At 56.8% G+C, this 16,613-nt stretch carries 17 protein-coding genes and 1 pseudogene; 10 read left to right on the top strand and 8 right to left on the bottom strand.

The features are described 5' to 3' along the window. Positions 1 to 88 precede the first annotated feature (88 nt). The 5 genes and pseudogenes from NLU14_RS06485 (at position 89) to NLU14_RS06465 (ending at position 3,217) form a co-directional block, all read left to right on the top strand. Positions 89 to 676, top strand: a complete 588-nt coding sequence (locus NLU14_RS06485; RefSeq protein WP_275705391.1) for an RNA polymerase sigma factor — start codon at positions 89 to 91, stop codon at positions 674 to 676. Positions 677 to 680: 4 nt separating this feature from the next. Then, a pseudogene (locus NLU14_RS06480) lies at positions 681 to 782 on the top strand (zf-HC2 domain-containing protein); the annotation flags it as partial. A gap of 69 nt (positions 783 to 851) precedes the next feature. Next, the gene (locus NLU14_RS06475; RefSeq protein WP_275705700.1) at positions 852 to 1,391 is read left to right on the top strand and encodes an anti-sigma factor; all 540 of its coding nucleotides are present in this window, start codon (positions 852 to 854) and stop codon (positions 1,389 to 1,391) included. After that, positions 1,388 to 1,762 (top strand): hypothetical protein, encoded by a 375-nt coding sequence (locus NLU14_RS06470; RefSeq protein ID WP_275705390.1) that lies wholly within the window; start codon positions 1,388 to 1,390, stop codon positions 1,760 to 1,762. Before NLU14_RS06475 ends, NLU14_RS06470 begins: the two co-directional genes overlap by 4 nt. A 141-nt stretch (positions 1,763 to 1,903) precedes the next feature. Continuing rightward, entirely contained in the window at positions 1,904 to 3,217 is a 1,314-nt protein-coding gene (locus tag NLU14_RS06465) for a tetratricopeptide repeat protein (RefSeq protein WP_275705389.1), read from the top strand. A gap of 44 nt (positions 3,218 to 3,261) precedes the next feature. Here NLU14_RS06465 and NLU14_RS06460 read toward each other — a convergent pair whose 3' ends face one another. From NLU14_RS06460 to NLU14_RS06435, 6 genes are all read right to left on the bottom strand, one after another. After that, entirely contained in the window at positions 3,262 to 4,182 is a 921-nt protein-coding gene (locus NLU14_RS06460; RefSeq protein ID WP_275705388.1) for a lipase family alpha/beta hydrolase, read from the bottom strand. 341 nt (positions 4,183 to 4,523) lie between these two features. After that, positions 4,524 to 5,804 (bottom strand): glutamate-1-semialdehyde 2,1-aminomutase, encoded by a 1,281-nt coding sequence (gene hemL / locus NLU14_RS06455; RefSeq protein WP_275705387.1) that lies wholly within the window; start codon positions 5,802 to 5,804, stop codon positions 4,524 to 4,526. 3 nt (positions 5,805 to 5,807) lie between these two features. Further along, positions 5,808 to 6,521, bottom strand: coding sequence for a thiamine phosphate synthase (gene thiE / locus NLU14_RS06450; RefSeq protein ID WP_275705386.1), 714 nt, complete (start codon positions 6,519 to 6,521; stop codon positions 5,808 to 5,810). Next, entirely contained in the window at positions 6,509 to 7,270 is a 762-nt protein-coding gene (gene thiD, locus NLU14_RS06445; protein ID WP_275705692.1) for a bifunctional hydroxymethylpyrimidine kinase/phosphomethylpyrimidine kinase, read from the bottom strand. The genes thiE and thiD overlap by 13 nt, the downstream gene beginning before the upstream one ends. A 38-nt stretch (positions 7,271 to 7,308) precedes the next feature. Then, the gene (gene hemJ / locus NLU14_RS06440; RefSeq protein WP_275705385.1) at positions 7,309 to 7,731 is read right to left on the bottom strand and encodes a protoporphyrinogen oxidase HemJ; all 423 of its coding nucleotides are present in this window, start codon (positions 7,729 to 7,731) and stop codon (positions 7,309 to 7,311) included. A gap of 3 nt (positions 7,732 to 7,734) precedes the next feature. Continuing rightward, positions 7,735 to 9,513: a chloride channel protein gene (locus NLU14_RS06435; RefSeq protein ID WP_275705384.1), complete on the bottom strand. Its 1,779-nt coding sequence runs from the start codon at positions 9,511 to 9,513 to the stop codon at positions 7,735 to 7,737. 133 nt (positions 9,514 to 9,646) lie between these two features. On the opposite strand from NLU14_RS06435, the gene argC reads away from it, so the two are divergent. The 4 genes from argC to erpA all read left to right on the top strand — a co-directional run bounded on the left by argC (position 9,647) and on the right by erpA (position 12,327). Next, complete coding sequence (argC, locus tag NLU14_RS06430) at positions 9,647 to 10,684, top strand: N-acetyl-gamma-glutamyl-phosphate reductase (RefSeq protein WP_275705383.1); 1,038 nt, start codon at positions 9,647 to 9,649, stop codon at positions 10,682 to 10,684. A gap of 9 nt (positions 10,685 to 10,693) precedes the next feature. Then, positions 10,694 to 11,434 (top strand): DUF6776 family protein, encoded by a 741-nt coding sequence (locus NLU14_RS06425; protein WP_275705382.1) that lies wholly within the window; start codon positions 10,694 to 10,696, stop codon positions 11,432 to 11,434. A 1-nt stretch (position 11,435) separates the two neighbouring features. Continuing rightward, positions 11,436 to 11,912 (top strand): bactofilin family protein, encoded by a 477-nt coding sequence (locus NLU14_RS06420; RefSeq protein WP_275705381.1) that lies wholly within the window; start codon positions 11,436 to 11,438, stop codon positions 11,910 to 11,912. A 61-nt stretch (positions 11,913 to 11,973) separates the two neighbouring features. Next, positions 11,974 to 12,327, top strand: coding sequence for an iron-sulfur cluster insertion protein ErpA (erpA, locus tag NLU14_RS06415; protein ID WP_275705380.1), 354 nt, complete (start codon positions 11,974 to 11,976; stop codon positions 12,325 to 12,327). Between the two features lie 9 nt (positions 12,328 to 12,336). Here the strand turns inward: erpA and NLU14_RS06410 are convergent, their stop codons facing one another. Both NLU14_RS06410 and NLU14_RS06405 read right to left on the bottom strand, forming a co-directional pair. Continuing rightward, the gene (locus NLU14_RS06410) at positions 12,337 to 13,434 is read right to left on the bottom strand and encodes an anhydro-N-acetylmuramic acid kinase (protein WP_275705379.1); all 1,098 of its coding nucleotides are present in this window, start codon (positions 13,432 to 13,434) and stop codon (positions 12,337 to 12,339) included. Between the two features lie 3 nt (positions 13,435 to 13,437). Next, positions 13,438 to 14,859 (bottom strand): peptidoglycan DD-metalloendopeptidase family protein, encoded by a 1,422-nt coding sequence (locus NLU14_RS06405; protein ID WP_275705378.1) that lies wholly within the window; start codon positions 14,857 to 14,859, stop codon positions 13,438 to 13,440. A gap of 306 nt (positions 14,860 to 15,165) precedes the next feature. Here NLU14_RS06405 and tyrS point away from each other — a divergent pair, with 306 nt between their 5' ends. Beyond that, complete coding sequence (gene tyrS, locus NLU14_RS06400; protein ID WP_275705377.1) at positions 15,166 to 16,368, top strand: tyrosine--tRNA ligase; 1,203 nt, start codon at positions 15,166 to 15,168, stop codon at positions 16,366 to 16,368. Positions 16,369 to 16,613: the final 245 nt, after the last annotated feature.

Genomic DNA, 16,613 nt, shown 5'->3' with positions numbered 1-16,613 from the left:
TTGGTGGGCCCAACCAATACTTTGCCTCTGGTTGTGTTATAAACTGCCGTTTCTTTTTGGCGACTAAACAAACATATGAGTACCGGTTTTGGCATTACTTCCCTTTAAATCCTCCCGGCCCACGCGGTTTGAGAAACTGGTTCAGCCCCACCTGGAGCCCATGTACCGTTTTGCTTTCCGGTTGGCGGGCCAACAGCAGGACGCAGAGGACCTGGTGCAGGATGTGGTGGTCAAACTTTACCCCCGCCTTGACGAACTGGAATCGATTGAGCAACTGCGGCCGTGGCTTAACCGGGTGCTGTACCGGCATTTTATTGACCAGGTGCGGCGCAAGGGGCGGCGTGCGGATCGACTGGTCAGCGACGTAGCCGAGCCGGACCAGCAAGCTAGGTTCCTCGATTCTTATGCGGCAGATGTCCCCGAGCTCGTCGACCAGATCAGTGCGGAGCGCCTGAAGCCCGTTATGGACTCTGTCATCCGGGAGCTATCGCCGGATCAGCGCACTCTAATGCTGCTTCACGATGTGGACGGCTGGAGTCAGGATGACATCGCACGTGTACTTGAAATACCGGTTGGTACTGTGAAATCGAGGATTCATCGTTGCCGGGCAGCACTCAAGAAAAAACTGCTGGAAAAGCCGGAACTTTTCCAGCAGGCCGGGCGTGTGGAACAATGAGGTGATGGAAATGCTTTGTAACGAGTGCAAAGAAAACTTGCGATCCTGGCTCAGGAACGAACTCTCTGCGGCGCAGACTGATCGTATTGAGCGGCATATTGCCCTATGTGAGGGCTGTTCCATCGCCGCATACAACGAAAAAGCGATCCACAACTCGTTGCAGGATAGTCAGGCTGTGCCTGCTCCATCCTCTGATTTTGAGGAGCGGGTTTTAGCGGCAGCCACCGGAAGAAATGGAGAGACCCGCGGTGGTGCGTCCAGCCATGTCTGGAGTTTACCCCTGGCTGGCGGTGCCGTCGCAGCTACCCTGGTTATCGGTATTGCATTGGGCTTCGGGTGGAAATCAGGCCTGGAGCCTGAAGCTGATCCGGCGCTTTTCGGAGCGGAGCAGGTGGGCAGTAGCAAGAGCCCGATAGTTGAGCCCGTTGCTCGCAATGTCCGGCTTGCATTCAGCTCCAGGGAGGCCCTGGAAGGGGTTACCCTGACGGTGGAATTGCCCCCCCATGTGGAGGTTTCCAGTTACCCCGGCCATCAAAGGCTGAGCTGGAAAGTGGATTTGGATAAAGGCGAGAATGTGGTGAACCTGCCGCTAAACATACTGTTTCCTGGCGAGGGCGATCTGGTTGCTCATCTCGACGACGGCCGCAGAACGAAGACATTTCGAGCCAGCCTTGATGGCCCTGCAGTGAATGGGGACCCGGAGCCTTCATCATGACCTCCGGAATTTGGCGTAAGATTGTTGTTGGTGGCTGCCTTGGATTGCTGTTGGCAGCGCCTTCCCTGGGCGTTGCCAACGATGACCTGGATGTGACCATGCGAATGGTCACAGACGATGATGACCTGACAGAATCCGTCGTCCGCGAGATAAAACTGCGTGAACCGGTTGCCCTTGGACGCCGAGGGGACAAGGCAGGCGAACAACCCTCGGATAAGGCTTATAAGGCGCAGGGAAGTGCTCGTGAAGCGGCCCGATCTGCGGCAGAGCGCGCCCGGGAGGTTCGCGAAAGGAACAAGCATCGCGGGCGCCCGGAGGTGCCGGGTAAGCCAGCCAAGGCCGAACGCCCCGAACCGCCTGGATTGGACTGACCCGGGCACTTATCTTCATTGTAATTTCCCCCTTGCGACGAATCACGTCGTCCCTTGCTATACTCGCGGTTTTGTCGGCCTCGTGTCTGACGGTTTGTCGGCGCGGGCATCGACCACCACAGTGTATCTCCGGAGCATGGTTTGCGGCGTTCAAGGTTTGCCACATTTTTTATCGGACTGATGGTCTTTGCCGGTGTTTCATTGGCAAAGGAGCCAGTCAGGGATCCGCGATTTGAGGCCGGCGTTGAGGCGTTCAATGAGGGTAAGTTGGCAGAGGCCCGGGTTCATTTTGAGCGAGCCAGGGCCGGCGGTCTGAACACCCCGTCGCTGCTATACAATCTCGGCGTTGTCTACTTCCATCTCGGGCAATATAAGTCGGCGGAAGCTGTTTTCGTGGAATTGCTGGGCACGCCCCATGCGCCTTTGGCCCGCTACAACCTCGGACTGGTAAAGCGGGAATTGGGACAGGACCTGGAATCCCGTCAATGGTTTGAACAGGCCGCCGGCCCGGATTCGCCGGATAAAGTGCAGGCGCTGGCTCATCGCCAACTTGATGGGGCTGCAGTGAAATCCCCATTCGATAATGTCCGTGGCAATGGGTATCTTTCGGCGGCTGGCGGTTATGACGATAATATCGCAGGAACACCGGATGATGCGTCGAGTAATCAGGCCGGTGGGTTTGCGGATCTGCTCGCTGCCGGGAATGTTCACATCGGCACTGGGGCCGTGGGCCTGCATGGTGTTGCCTACACTCGTCAATATCCCAGCAACCCGGCATTTGACAACAGTTATCTCAGCACCGGCGTGTCCTGGTTGAGCGGTGTTGGGCCGGGGGAATTAACGTCTACCCTGAGCCTGGCCAGTTCCTGGTTTGGGGGAGATGCCCTTGAGCGTGAAGTGCGGGTCGATGCTGTTTATCGCCCTGACCAATGCGTTTTCAGTTCCATGTTGTCCGGGATTGAATGCAGTGCGAGTGGTTCGATTTCCACCATCAAAGGAGGAAATGGTTACAGCGCCTATGACGGGGAAATGTTGCGGTTGGGTGCCAGCGCCGAGAAGGGCTTGGGGAACTGGGTGTTGAATGGCCAGTATCGGTTCGAGGTCAACGATCGCGAGGACCTGACGACACAGCAGGAATTCTTTAGTGTGTCACCTTTGCGCAATCTGGTGTCGGCCGAAGCCCGTTATTATCTGTCAGGCCGGTTTTCCCTGGGGGGCAGGGCCGATGTCCGTTATTCCCGCTACAAGGATGATCATCGGTTGGTCTCGGGTGCGAATGTTGTCGCTGAACGCCGGACAGACAATCGCCTGCGAGGTGTATTGTTGGCGGAGTACAGCCTGACACGCCAATGGCTTTTACTGGCGGAATGGAGCACGTTGAACAACCGCAGTACGATTGAACGATATGATTACAGCCGCCGTGAAGTCATGGTCGGTATTGAGGCGGTGTTTTGAGGCTCATGGCGGGGAGTCCCATTCCCGGCCATGTTGCCCTGAAATCAGAGGCCGGCGTTCCTGAGCCGATTGGCTTGCTGTTGGAACACGGTCTTTGGATCGGTCTCGAACAGGCTATGCAGGCCAAGGGCCTGGTTTACCTCGTCCAGATGGTTCATGAAATAGTTATCGCGAATCACCTTTCCGAAATGGTTGCTACAGCGGCCCACCAGGCCGTCGTTGGCGCTGAATGTAAACGCCAGGCTGGTGGTTCCCAGAAGTACATCTGACGGATCCAGCGCATTGGTCAGTACGCCGGTACCGCCCCAGGAGTAGAAGCGCACACCGTTATTGGAATAGGCGCCTTCACCACAGGCACTGGCCGGAACGCCCGCTGGCGCGAAGTTGTTGAATTCAGCACTGCCTGCTGTGGTCAGTGAATACAGGCTGGACTGGAGATCCTGGTTATAGCCACCACCGGAGAGCAAGTCGATCAGGCCGCCCAGTGCGTTACCCAGTGATGCGGCCAGGCTTTCCGCCGGTGATCCGTAAATCAGGTCCGCCACCGGCGAACCTTTGTGTGGCGAGCCCACGGAAGTCACTGATGCCACCAGGTCCGGCCTTACGCGGGCCACGTATCGCGCGGTGGGCCCACCATGGCTGTGGCCAATCAGGTTCACCTTACCGTGCACAGCCGCGATTGAGGCAATCTGGGGAAGTAATGCCTCACCCCGGGCAATCGTGCTGTCCAGTGCGGGTACCTGGGTGGTGTAAACATCAGCACCGTACTTGCGCAGGTCTTCGGCAATGCCGTACCAGTAATCGACACCGGCAATCGAGTCGAAGCCGAACATGCCGTGAACCAGTACCACGGGGTAGCGGGTGTCGGTGTAGTTGGATGGGGTGGAATCCCACCACCAGGCCATTGAGGGCGCCGACCATGCCAGAGTAACCAGCATGGCCATTGCCTTGATCCATTGTTTCATTGTTGCACCTACAGTTTGCTGTTGTATTTGTTGTCAAACTGCGGCTCGACCTAACAGGTTGTGCCGATTACTGCTTTGCAGGCAGCCCAAGGCAGTACTGCATGGCTTCCGTGCGCTGACTTCTGTCTTGTGATTGTTAGATGGTCGCAGTCAGTGCATCTCTTGGTAGAGATCTGACCATAATTTGACCGGGGGTGTGTTAAGTCAACGGCAGGAGGGGCCTGACTGCTCCGGGTTTCTGGAAGTGTGACAGGGGTCACTGGCGTGGCCCCGAAAGACATGCTTTTGATGCTGACATTCTTCCCGGGGCCTGAGATTGGCTCTGCGTTATCGGCGCAGGTTCAGAGTGTGGCCATGACCCGGCGCGCGGCTTCTATGGTCTGGTGAATGTCGTCATCGGTCAGGGCGGCACTGGTGAAGCCGGCCTCGAAGGCAGATGGCGCCAGGTAGACGCCCTCCTTGAGCATGCCCTGGAAGAACTTCTTGAAGCGCTCCGCATCACAGGCCATCACCTGGTCGAAGCGGGTAATGGTGGGTGCATCGGTAAAGAAGAAGCCGAACATGGCGCCGGCACTTTGTACCGCCAGGGGAATGCCGGTGCTGTCCGCCGCTTCCTTGAGCCCGTCACGAACGGCATTGGTCTTTTGGGTCAACCGGTCGTGGAAGCCGGGTTCGGAAATGGCGTTCAGTGTTGCCAGCCCGGCGCACATGGCGAGCGGGTTGCCGCTGAGTGTGCCGGCCTGGTAAACCGGCCCCAGAGGCGAGATATGCTCCATGATTGCCCGCTTGCCGCCGAAAGCGCCCACCGGCAGGCCGCCACCAATCACTTTGCCCAGCGCCGTCAGATCCGGAGTTACGCCATAGAAGCCCTGAGCGCCACCCAGGGAGACCCGGAAGCCGGTCATGACCTCATCGAAAATCAGTACGGTGCCATGCTCGTCACAGACTTCCCGCAGGCCTTCCAGGAAGCCCGGCACCGGCGGGATGCAGTTCATGTTGCCGGCCACCGGCTCAACGATGATGGCGGCAATCTCGTCACCCATTCTGGCGAAGGTTTCCCGTACGCTATCGATATCGTTGAAGGTCAGGGTCAGCGTGTGTTCTGCGAGGCTTGCAGGAATGCCCGGTGAATTGGGTACCCCCAGGGTAAGGGCGCCAGAGCCGGCTTTCACCAGCAGGGAATCCACGTGGCCGTGGTAGCAGCCCTCGAACTTCACGATCTTGTCCCGGCCGGTATAACCCCGGGCCAGGCGCACCGCACTCATGGTCGCTTCGGTGCCGGAATTGACCATACGTACCAGGTCAATGGATGGCACCAGCTCGCAGACTTTCTTGGCCATCTCGGTTTCGATGGCGGTTGGCGCGCCGTAGCCGATGCCCTGGTCCACCTGGGCGTGGAGTGCATCCTTGATGGTCTGGTTGCCGTGGCCAAGGATCATGGGGCCCCAGGAGCCAATGTAGTCGATGTAGCGGCGGTCGTCTTCATCGAACAGATAGGCACCTTCAGCGTGCTTGAAAAACAGCGGTGTACCGCCGACTCCCTTGAAGGCCCTGACCGGGGAGTTGACCCCTCCGGGAATGTATTTCTGAGCCTGCTCGAATAGGGTTTCGGACTGGGTCATGGTTCAGGACTCCTGATGTGCGGAAGATGAAAAAAGTGGGTGATGGGACGCGAACAACCGGGTAAACCGGCGTGCACGCTCTTCAATGGTGGCAACGTCGCCATCGAACAGGCCGCCAACAACCGCCAGCAGGTCGGCACCGGCGCGGATCAGGCCCTCGCCGTTGTCCGCGGTGATGCCTCCGATCGCGGTCACCGGCTTGCCAAAGCGCCTCGCCCGGGCCAGTACTGAGGGTTCGGCAATGGGTGCGTCAGGCTTAGTGGTTGAGTTGAAGAAACGTCCAAACGCCAGGTAGTCGGCGCCGTCAGTGTCAGCGCTGGATGCCAGGGCAAGGTCGGCGTGACAGGTCGCACCGATGATCGCCTGTTCGCCAAGTAACCGCCTGGCCGCAGCCAGGGAGCCATCGGATTGTCCCAGATGTACGCCTGCGGCGCCGCAGCGCCTGGCCAGTTCGGGGTCATCGTTAATAATCAGCGGTACGTGGGCATTGTGACACAGGGCAGCCAGGTCCTGCGCCTGTTTGAGTCGCTCCGTTTGTGGTGCACTCTTTTCCCTGTATTGTACCAGCACCGCGCCACCCCGGAGGGCAGCTTCAACGGACGCCAGCAGCCGGTCGCCGGGTAGTAACTGACTGTCGGTAATCGCGTAGAGGCCGGGGCGTAGCCCCTTCGCAATGGCTCGGGTGTTGAAGGTGCCGGAAGGCGTCAGCTCTGCCATGGGATACCCCGGTCGGGTACCGGTTGGCCATGACCGACCCGCAACGCGTGCCGGATGGCGTGCAGCACATAATTCTGTGCCTGGGAAATCGATGCTCGGGCTGACAGGCCGGACGCCCTGCCGGCGGCGATTGAGGCCGCCAGGGTGCATCCGGTGCCGTGATACTCACCTCCAATGCGTTCCACGTAAAAGTGGGAAGGTTCCTCGTTCTGATGGTAGAGCGTGTTGATGATGTCTTCGCCTTTACCATGGCCACCCGTGGCCAGGACCGATTGGCAGCCGGTGTTCAAAAGATTGCGGACTGCTCTTTCCGGGTCTTCGCTGGCTCCCAGTAACGCCAGTTCGATGCTGTTCGGCGTGATCATCTCCGCATGACGGAACAGGCGCTCTTTCATGCGCGCAATCAGTGCCTCGTCAGCCAGATCGCCGCCGCCGGCGGCCTTGATCACCGGGTCGGTAATCAGCGGAATATCCGGATGTGCGCTAAGAAAATCCACCAATACATCCACCACCTCGGCGTTGCCGAGTGCACCGGTTTTGATGGCGTGGATAGGGGAGTCTGCCGCCAGGCATTCCAGTTGCTGGCGAACAATATCAGGGTCCGTTGCGGTGGCGTTGTAGACATTGCGGGTGTCCTGCACTGTCAAGCAGGAAAGTACTGGCAGGGGATGGCAGCCCAAGGCGGTGACAGCCTGTATATCTGCCTGTATGCCGGCGCCGCCAGAAGGGTCCAGGCCAGAAATAATCAGAACGTGAGGACGGCTTTGAAGGTTGATAGTCGGGCTCCTCAGAACGGTTTTACAACAGCAAGAATGACAACGGCAACCAGCACCAGAACCGGAAGTTCGTTGAACCAGCGATAGAACACGTGGCTGCGGGTGTTCTGGTCGTCACGGAACACTTTCACCAAGTGGCCACAATAGAAGTGGTAGCCAATCAACAGCACGACCAGAAGCAGTTTGGCGTGCAGCCAGCCCTGGCTCATGTAGCCCTCGACATTGTAACTGATCAGCCATAGACCAAAAACTACCGTTGCTACCATGGAGGGTGTGGTGATCCCGCGATAGAGCTTGCGCTCCATGATTTTAAAGCGTTGTCGGCCGGGCTCATCCTCGCAGGCAGCATGATAGACAAACAGCCGTGGCAGGTAAAAGATGCCGGCGAACCAGCACACCATGGCAATAATATGCAGGGCTTTGACCCAAAGCATCCATTAACTCCGTCGGTATTGGTAATAGCTCTCAATGTCCGATTTCAGCACAATGCCGTAAACGCGCTGGATCATCGGGGCCACGTGACGCTGCACGTAGAGGGCTTCTACGTTGGTCTGGTCGAATTCGTTCAATGCTTCTTCCAGGGTAGCCTGGTACTGTACTGGTGCGATGTCCCGGCGATTGGCGGGGATTTCCATCAGGTCGATCTGTTCCGGTGTCGTTTCTTCTTCGGTGTCCTCCGCCGGTGCTTTGGTGTCTTCCATATAACGTGCCAGATCGACCGCCGGCAACAGACCGGTTGGGCCGCTGCTGCCTTCCACCACCAGCCACTTCGGTTCGGACTTGAGAATCTTCCTGGCTTCATCACGTGACAGAAATCGCTCTGTGCGCAGTATATTGCGGTCCATGATGGCGCCGACGGACACTCGCCTTAGCGCCTGGATGACCGGCGAGTTCTGGTAACTCAGGCCCTGGCTCTTAAGTATGGTCAGAAACAATGACTTTTTCCCAAAGGCTTCGCTGGTCACCAGGCTAGCAGTAGTTATGATCAGCATACCAGGAAGGATGATATGCGGGTTCCTCGTCAGTTCCATCAGAGCCATGAGAGCCGCCAGTGGCGCCTGGAGTACCGCTCCCATCATCGCTCCCATGCCCAGCATGGCATAGAAACCGACCGATGATGCTGTATCCGGGAATACGTGGGCGCCAATCAGGCCCATGGCGCCCCCCAGAGTTGCACCCATAAAGAGGGTGGGGCCGATAACGCCGCTAGGCATGCCAAGGCCAAGGGTAATGGAGGTGATCAGAAGCTTGGCAACGCCGGCGCCGAGCAACAGCCAGAAGGGTAATTGATTGTCGATGGTGAACTGTACCGTGTCATAACCGATGCCCATGACCTCCGGTACTAAAATGGCGAAAGGCACCATGAGAAGCCCGGCGATGGTGAGTCGCAGTAGTACCGGGCGGTGGTGATGCCGGCCGGTTGTATCGACCAGTTGAATGAACGCCGCCGCCGCAACCCCGATGATAATGGCGATGGCGATAATCCAGGGAATTTCGAGAAGGGAATTCATGGTCAGCGGCGGCACACTGAACGCGGGTTCTGAGCCGTAGGCGGCCTGGGTGACGACTGCTGCGGTTACCGACGCCAGGATAATGGGCGTAAAACCGGCGATGGTGTATTCCATCATGACCACTTCCATGGCAAAAATAACGCCTGAAATGGGGGTGTTGAAAGAGGCGGAAATTGCAGCAGCACAGCCGCAGGCAACCAGGGTTCGGATGCTGTTGTTGGGCAGTCGCATCCATTGGCCCATCAGGCTGGAGAATGCGGCACCAAGGTGCACAGCCGGGCCTTCCCGGCCGGCGGACTGGCCGGTGACAACGGTGCCGACACCGGTGACGAACTGGACAAGGGCGCTGCGGACTGAAATGTAGCCCTGGTGGTAGTTCAGGCGCTCCATGATGTGCACGATGCCGACCTTACGATCATGGGTTGCCAGGTTGTGCATCAGTAGGCCCAAGGCAACGGCGCCTGCAAGTGGCAGGACGGCTCGAGTAAGAATGTCCAGTTCCTCAAAAGATTCGGAACCATCGCCTGGCAGGAAATATTCAAGTGGCCATTCGATGGCAAGGCGAAAAGCCAGGATCACACCGCCGGTAAACAAACCGGATAGAAGCCCCAGGACAGCCAGCTGCGGTAGCGCATCGACACCGGAAAGCCGGCGGCGGAAAACCGGGATCAGGTTCTCGGTGGTCTTTTTCCAGAGTTTACGCATGAACGCCGGCTTTCCAGAGATGAATGTTTTCCTGACGATATTGTAACCAGCGCCGGTGGGGCTGCAATAAGTCATTGGTTTATCATGTTAGACTATGTGGGTTTCGAGAACCCGATTTGAGCTGGAGAAACTGGTGATAAAAGTAGGCATTGTAGGTGGAACCGGTTATACCGGTGTTGAGCTTCTGAGGATTCTTTCGGTTCACCCGGATGTGACGGTGAGTTGTATTACATCGCGCTCGGAGGCAGGCATGCCGGTCGCTGATATGTTCCCGAACCTGCGCGGTCACTATGACCTTGCTTTTTCCGAGCCGGACGTGAAAACCCTGGCAGCCTGTGACCTGGTTTTTTTCGCCACGCCTCATGGGGTGGCCATGCGCATGATGCCGGAACTGATGGCTGCCGGAGCCCGCGTCGTGGATTTGTCGGCTGATTTTCGCCTGAAGGACCTTGATGTCTGGGCGACCTGGTATGGCATGCCCCACGAGAGTCCCGAATGGGCCGAGAAGGCAATTTATGGCTTGCCAGAGGTGGTGCGGGACCAGATCCGCACCGCACAGTTGGTCGCCAACCCGGGCTGTTATCCCACCGCCGTTCAACTGGGTTTCCTGCCACTGCTGGAAAACGGGCTGGTCGATCCGTCCAGGCTGATTGCCGATGCCAAGTCAGGTGCCAGTGGTGCCGGGCGGCAAGGCAAGATTGGTATGCTGCACGGTGAAGTAGGCGAGAGCTTCAAAGCCTATGGCGCTTCGGGGCATCGTCATCTCCCGGAAATTCGTCAGGGCCTGTCGCAGGCGGCTGGTAGCGGTGTCGGTGTCACCTTCGTGCCGCACCTGGTTCCTATGGTCCGGGGGATCGAAGCCACACTATACGCAGAGCTTCGTAACCCGGCGGACTTTGACCGTCTTCAGGCACTGTTTGAGGACCGGTTCCGGGATGAGCCTTTTGTAGATGTGATGCCATTTGGCAGCCACCCGGAAACCCGCAGTGTCCGTGGTGCCAACAACTGCCGTATGGCTCTTCACCGGCAGGAGCAGAGCAGCATTGTTATTGTTTCCTCGGTCATTGATAACCTTGTCAAAGGTGCCGCAGGGCAGGCGGTCCAGAACATGAACATCATGTTTGACCTCAAGGAAACGCTCGGGCTGGAAGCGCCCGCGCTGCTACCATAGGCTTGACCGGTGAGTGAATCCAGAAGACCTGCTGAAGAATACGTTGTCATCCGGCATCGCCCGGGGTATCGGTTGCGCCGTAGCTTGATATTGCTGGCGTTTTCTATCATCGCCGCAGTGCTGGGGTATGTTACGGGCATGGCCCAGGGTGGATTCCGTTTTTCAACCGCCGAAGAGTCCCGTGATCGGCTGGAAGAGCAGGTTGAAGATCTTCGGGAGCAAAACCGGAAGGCCAGTCAGCAACTGATCAACCTTGAGCGAGGGCGAACCATTGATGCCCAGGCGCTTAACCAGGCGCGAAGAGCCATCGTGGACCTGGAAACACAGATTGCCTCACTGAAAGCAGACCTGACATTCTATAAAAACATCATGGCACCCTCGGAAACCAGCAAGGGACTGCAGGTCGACCGTTTCACGATGCAGCAGGGGCGCCAGGACGATACGTATGGCTTCAAGCTGGTGTTGACCCAGATTGGTGACAACAAGAGCTATATTTCGGGTGTGGTTGCAGTGAATGTTATCGGTATGCGGAACAAAGAGAAGGAAGTCATCGCCCTGCGCGATCTGTCTGAGGATATTGACGATCTGGGCGTAAAGTTCCGCTTCCGGTACTTTCAGGATATCGAGGGTCTTTTGCGAGTGCCGGATGGTTTTGAACCGATTGAGCTGCAGGTAGTAGCACGTGCTGAAGGCAAAAAATCTTCCCAGGCCGAACGAACTTTTGATTGGAATGAATTGACGGAGAACTGACATGCTTGGCAAAAAGAAGCAGAAACCACGGCGCCCCACGGGGCATTTCGATACCTTGGTTTCATCCCGCACGACAGTTGAGGGAGACGTGCATTTCTCCGGCGGGCTGCATGTGGATGGAACCATTCGCGGCCGGGTTATTGCGGAGGAAGGTGGCGACGCGGTGTTAAGGGTGTCTGAAGTCGGCTCTGTTGAGGGAGACATCGTTGCCCCCCATGTGATCGTTAACGGTACGGTTCACGGCGATGTATATGCATCGACGCACCTTGAACTGGCTGAGAAAGCCTCCATTCATGGTAATGTCTATTACAATCTTATCGAGATGGCCATGGGGGCTTCGGTTAACGGAAGCCTGGTTCACCAGAATGAACCAGTGGGCCTGCTGGGTCGCGATAAACGCGCTGAAACCGAGCGTGTCACCGAGGCTGACGATTCGCTAGGGCAGGGTGAGGCCGAAGTGCCGAGCAGGAATAGTTGATTGTTTTAGTCAGGAATATGATAATCAGGTCAGATCTATTTTTGGCAAACCGGAGGCGGACTTGAGTGTAGTTCAGCAACAAGCAGTCACACCGCTGTTTTTCAGTGACAGTGCGGTATCCAAAGTGCGCGAACTGGTTGAGGAGGAGGGCAATTCCGATCTCAAGCTTCGTGTGTTTGTGACCGGTGGTGGCTGTTCCGGTTTCCAGTATGGCTTCTCATTTGATGAGGCTCAGGATGAAGAAGACACCATCATTGAAAGGGATGGTGTGATGTTGCTGGTGGATCCCATGAGTTACCAGTACCTGGTTGGGGCAACCGTGGACTATCAGGAAGGGCTGCAGGGCTCCCAGTTTGTGGTGCAGAACCCCAATGCCAGTTCTACCTGTGGTTGTGGCAGTTCCTTCTCTATCTGACGCGCGCCATCAGACGTAGTAGACCGCACCCAGAATTCTCTTCCCTCTTGCACCGGTCACTTCTGGAAGATTGCCCGGCTTGCCGGACAACGTCTGGCTTGCGAGCCAGGCAAAGGCGGCCGGTTCCACCCACTGCGGGTCCAGGCCCAAGTCCGCAGTTGACGCAATTCGGGCCGGGCCGCATGTGCGTTGCAGTGCCCCCATCAAAGCTCGGTTCTTTGCTCCGCCTCCACACGCGAAAATCGTCATGCCCGTAGCCTGCGGCAGTTGTTGGGCTACAGATACGGCTGTCAGCTCAAGTAGGCTCCTCTGTACGTCGGCGCCGGAAAGTTCCGAGTGACGGCGCAATTGGGTCTTGATCCACTCCAGATTGAATTTTTCCGTGCCCGTGCTCTTTGGCGGCTGGCGTAAAAAATAGGCATCCGAGAGCATATCGCCTAGCAGAGCCTGATTTACCTCGCCTTCTTCCGCCCAGCTTCCATCCTTGTCAAAAGCGCGGCCTGTCTGGTCCAGACACCAGGCATCCATCAGTGCGTTGGCAGGACCAGTGTCGAAACCGGTAACGGGCTCATTCTTGTCTGCAGGCAAGTGGGTAATATTGGCGATGCCACCAAGATTGAGGATGCATCGGTCTTCACCTGCGACGCTGAAGAACGTTTTGTGAAATGCCGGAACAAGTGGGGCGCCTTCGCCACCGGCGGCCAGGTCTCGCCTTCTGAAGTCAGCAACAGTGGTTACGCCAGTTCGCTCAGCGATAATGGTGGGGTCACCGATCTGCAGGGAAAAGGGAGTTGCACTGTCGGGGTGGTGTCGCAATGTCTGGCCATGGCTGCCGATGGCTGTGACAGAAGAGGCCTGGAAACCGGATTTCTCAATCACCGTTGCCGCTGCCAGGGCGAATAGTGAACCTACCGTGTGATCCAGCTCTCCGATGTCGTCCGGCGTACCCCTGTTCTGGCTCAGATTGAACAGCCGTTGGCGTATATCGTCCGGGTAGGGGGTGGTATGGGTGTTGTGGACCTGGATTTTCTGGCCATCAAATGACACCAGTATGGCGTCAATACCATCCATACTGGTGCCGGACATGAGTCCAATCCAGGTTTTCATGTTTTACTCGTCTGCGGCCAGCGCCAGATGCTGGTAGTCCTGGCGGAACAGTTCAAGCTTGGCAACTCGCTGATTGGCAAATTTTTTGAAGCGGGCCATTTCTGACTTGGGAACCGGTTTGGCATCCGGAAGTTTCACTGTCCGCGAATTTCTCGGGGCGCCATTCACCCTGAATTCATAATGCAGGTGGGGCCCTGTCACCATTCCTGATGAGCCAACATGCCCGACGGTGTCGCCCTGTTTGACGCGCGTGCCTGCCTTGATGCCCTTGCCAAGGCGGCTCATGTGCGCATAAAGCGTGGTTATGTTGTCGCCGTGCTTGAGGATAACGGTGCGGCCGTAGCCACCTTTCCAGCCGGCGAACTGGACCCTGCCGTGGCCGGCTGCCTTGATCGGCGTTCCCGGAGGCGCAGCGTAGTCCGTGCCTTCGTGTGGGCGAACCACATCCAGCACTGGATGACGACGCTGCAGGTTGAAGGAAGAGGATACCCGGGCATTAATGGGTGTTCTCAGGAACGCCTTGCGCATACTGCTACCGTCCGGGCTGTAATAGTCAGTGTCGCCATTGCTGTCTGTATACTGCAGGGCAATGACTTCTTTCCCCTGGTTTACAAAACGGGCAGAAAGAATGTCGCCGGTGTCGAATTTCTCACCGTCCAGATACAGCTCTTCGTAAACCACCTCAAATCGGTCGCCTTTACGAACGTCATAAACGAAGTCGATGTTCCATCCGAAGATGCCAGCCAGTTCCATGGAGAGCCTGTCGGTTATTCCCGCTTCGCGGGCTGCGACATAAAGCGAACCGTCAATAACGCCCGAGGCAAACGCGGGTTTCACATCAGGCTCGCGTACAATGGTTTCTCCGGTGAAGCCACCTTCGGTCCTCTCTACGTGGAGGGTTTCAAGGAGATTGCGCTGAAGGTCAATGGCCGAGAGTTCGCCTGCGTCATCAGTTGCGAAGGCGATGGTTTCACCCGCATAGAGCTTTTGCAGTTTGTCGGCCTCGCCGTCGCCATGGATAACGGACAGCATAATGCCATCGTTAAAGCCGGCCTTGTTGAACAGAGACGACAGGGTGTCACCAGACTTTATTTTGTATTCCTGCCATTGCAGCTCAGGCTCGCTGACTTCCGCCATGGCTGCCGCGGTATCAAGCGCCTCGGGTAATTGGGGCGCATCGCCGAAAGATGCGATTTCAGGCGACGCCGCTTCCCTGTTGTCTGTTACCTTGCTGGCTGCTGCTTTTTCGGTCTGGCCGGGAGAAGGAGAGGCTGACTCTGTGGCGGTGCCTTCATCGAGATCCAGTGCATAGGCCATTCTGTTAGCCTCTACATTGGCACTGGGGCTCATCAGAATAGCAGCCACGACAACAACACTGGTCGCAGCAGCAATGGTGATATGGGTTTTTGGAAACATTTTTAGCACGTGTCGCATCCGTTTTAATCGGTATTCCGGTAGGTTGTACTACCTAATTAAAGCTGTTGTTCAAGTATAGTCCAACAGATTACCGTATAAAATGCGCTCAGGACAGCATCAAACATTACCGTTACTGGCATGCTAGCCGGATTTCTCAGGCCGGGATTGTTATAATCCCCGGCCTTAAATGCGCGGCTTTGTTCGAAAACTGAGCAGGTACACTTTAACAGGGGTGCCGGTAACGCACAGATTTCTTTTGTAGATGTCTGTAACTGTCTCCCGGCCCCAATGATCAGAATTGAGGATGTGTGGTACATGGCATCTATTGATGAGGCGCTGGCCCTAGTCAAGCGCGGTATGGACGAGTTGATCCCCGAGGAAGGGCTGATTGAGAAACTTCGGGAGGGGCGCCCTCTTCGAATAAAGGCCGGGTTTGATCCCACGGCTCCGGATCTCCATCTTGGGCATACCGTCCTGATTAACAAGTTGCGTCAGTTCCAGGACCTGGGGCATGAGGTGATCTTCCTTATAGGAGATTTCACCGGAATGATCGGTGACCCCACGGGCAAGAGCGCAACCCGGCCTCCCCTGACGGAAGAGCAGGTTGCCGCCAACGCCATTACCTATAAAGAGCAGGTGTTCAAGATTCTGGATCGGGAAAAGACCCGGGTGGTCTTCAACTCCGACTGGATGAGCAAGCTCTCCGCTGCAGACATGATTCGCCTGGCAGGGCAGTACACGGTGGCCCGGATGCTGGAGCGGGATGATTTTACCAAGCGCTACCGGGCCGAACAGCCCATCGCCATCCATGAGTTCCTTTACCCGCTGGTACAGGGATACGACTCGGTGGCACTCGAGGCAGATGTGGAGTTGGGTGGTACTGACCAGAAGTTCAATCTACTGATGGGGAGAATTCTCCAGAAGCAATATGGTCAGACGCCCCAGGTTGTCCTGACAATGCCACTGCTGGAAGGGCTGGACGGTGTCCAGAAGATGTCGAAGTCATTGGGCAACTATGTGGGTGTTAATGACTCGCCGGGCGAAATGTACACCAAGCTGCTGTCCATGCCGGATGGTCTGCTGTGGCGTTACTTTGAGCTGTTGAGCTTCCGGCCGCTGGCGGAAGTGGAGGAATTCCATGCCGCTGTGGATAATGGCGTCAATCCCCAGGAGTACAAGAAGCTACTGGCGGAAGAGATCATTACCCGTTTCCATAACGCCGAAGCGGCCGCGACCGCCCACAAGTCGGCGGGCAACCGCGTTGGCCTTGGCGAGATTCCAGAGAATGTGCCTACAGTTGAGGTGTTCCTGGGCGGGCGCAATGAGCTGCATATCGTGTCTTTGCTGAAAGAGGCAAATCTGGCGAGCAATGGTAAGGCTGCCAAGGATGTGTTCGGTCGCGGCGCTGTGTATATCAATGGTGAGCAGGTAACGGATGAGCGGATGTTTGCGGCCGGTGATGACTGCGTAGTCCAGGCTGGTAAAAAGAAGATTGCCCGTGTTCTGGTCAAGGATTGAACGGAATCAGGGGTTTTTGAGAAAATTCTGAAAACCTCGTTGACACTTCAAGTGAGCTCTGTAGAATACGCATCTCTCTCGAGGGGCACGCCGGTAAGGCGGGCCGGAAATCGAAAGACAACCGTTTGAATTGATTGAAGATTTCGAGTGTTCAAATTCTTCAGAAAGCGGTTGACAAGGCGGTGATTCGATGTAGAATACGCCACCTTGATCGGGCAAGCCCCGACTGCTCTTTAAAAAGTTGA

The sequence above is a fragment of the Marinobacter iranensis genome (genome assembly GCF_029207565.1).
In the GTDB taxonomy this organism is placed as follows: Bacteria; Pseudomonadota; Gammaproteobacteria; order Pseudomonadales; family Oleiphilaceae; genus Marinobacter; species Marinobacter iranensis.
The sequence above is the reverse complement of the archived record's forward strand: the minus strand, read 5'-3'. Positions and strand labels throughout refer to the sequence as shown.

Coding starts and splice junctions, on each gene's coding strand:
- NLU14_RS06470 (WP_275705390.1), top strand. CDS start 1,388: ATGACCTCCGGAATTTGGCGTAAGATTGTTGTTGGTGGCTGCCTTGGA.
- NLU14_RS06460 (WP_275705388.1), bottom strand. CDS start 4,182: ATGAAACAATGGATCAAGGCAATGGCCATGCTGGTTACTCTGGCATGG.
- hemL (WP_275705387.1), bottom strand. CDS start 5,804: ATGACCCAGTCCGAAACCCTATTCGAGCAGGCTCAGAAATACATTCCC.
- thiE (WP_275705386.1), bottom strand. CDS start 6,521: ATGGCAGAGCTGACGCCTTCCGGCACCTTCAACACCCGAGCCATTGCG.
- hemJ (WP_275705385.1), bottom strand. CDS start 7,731: ATGCTTTGGGTCAAAGCCCTGCATATTATTGCCATGGTGTGCTGGTTC.
- NLU14_RS06435 (WP_275705384.1), bottom strand. CDS start 9,513: ATGCGTAAACTCTGGAAAAAGACCACCGAGAACCTGATCCCGGTTTTC.
- NLU14_RS06420 (WP_275705381.1), top strand. CDS start 11,436: ATGCTTGGCAAAAAGAAGCAGAAACCACGGCGCCCCACGGGGCATTTC.
- NLU14_RS06410 (WP_275705379.1), bottom strand. CDS start 13,434: ATGAAAACCTGGATTGGACTCATGTCCGGCACCAGTATGGATGGTATT.
- tyrS (WP_275705377.1), top strand. CDS start 15,166: ATGGCATCTATTGATGAGGCGCTGGCCCTAGTCAAGCGCGGTATGGAC.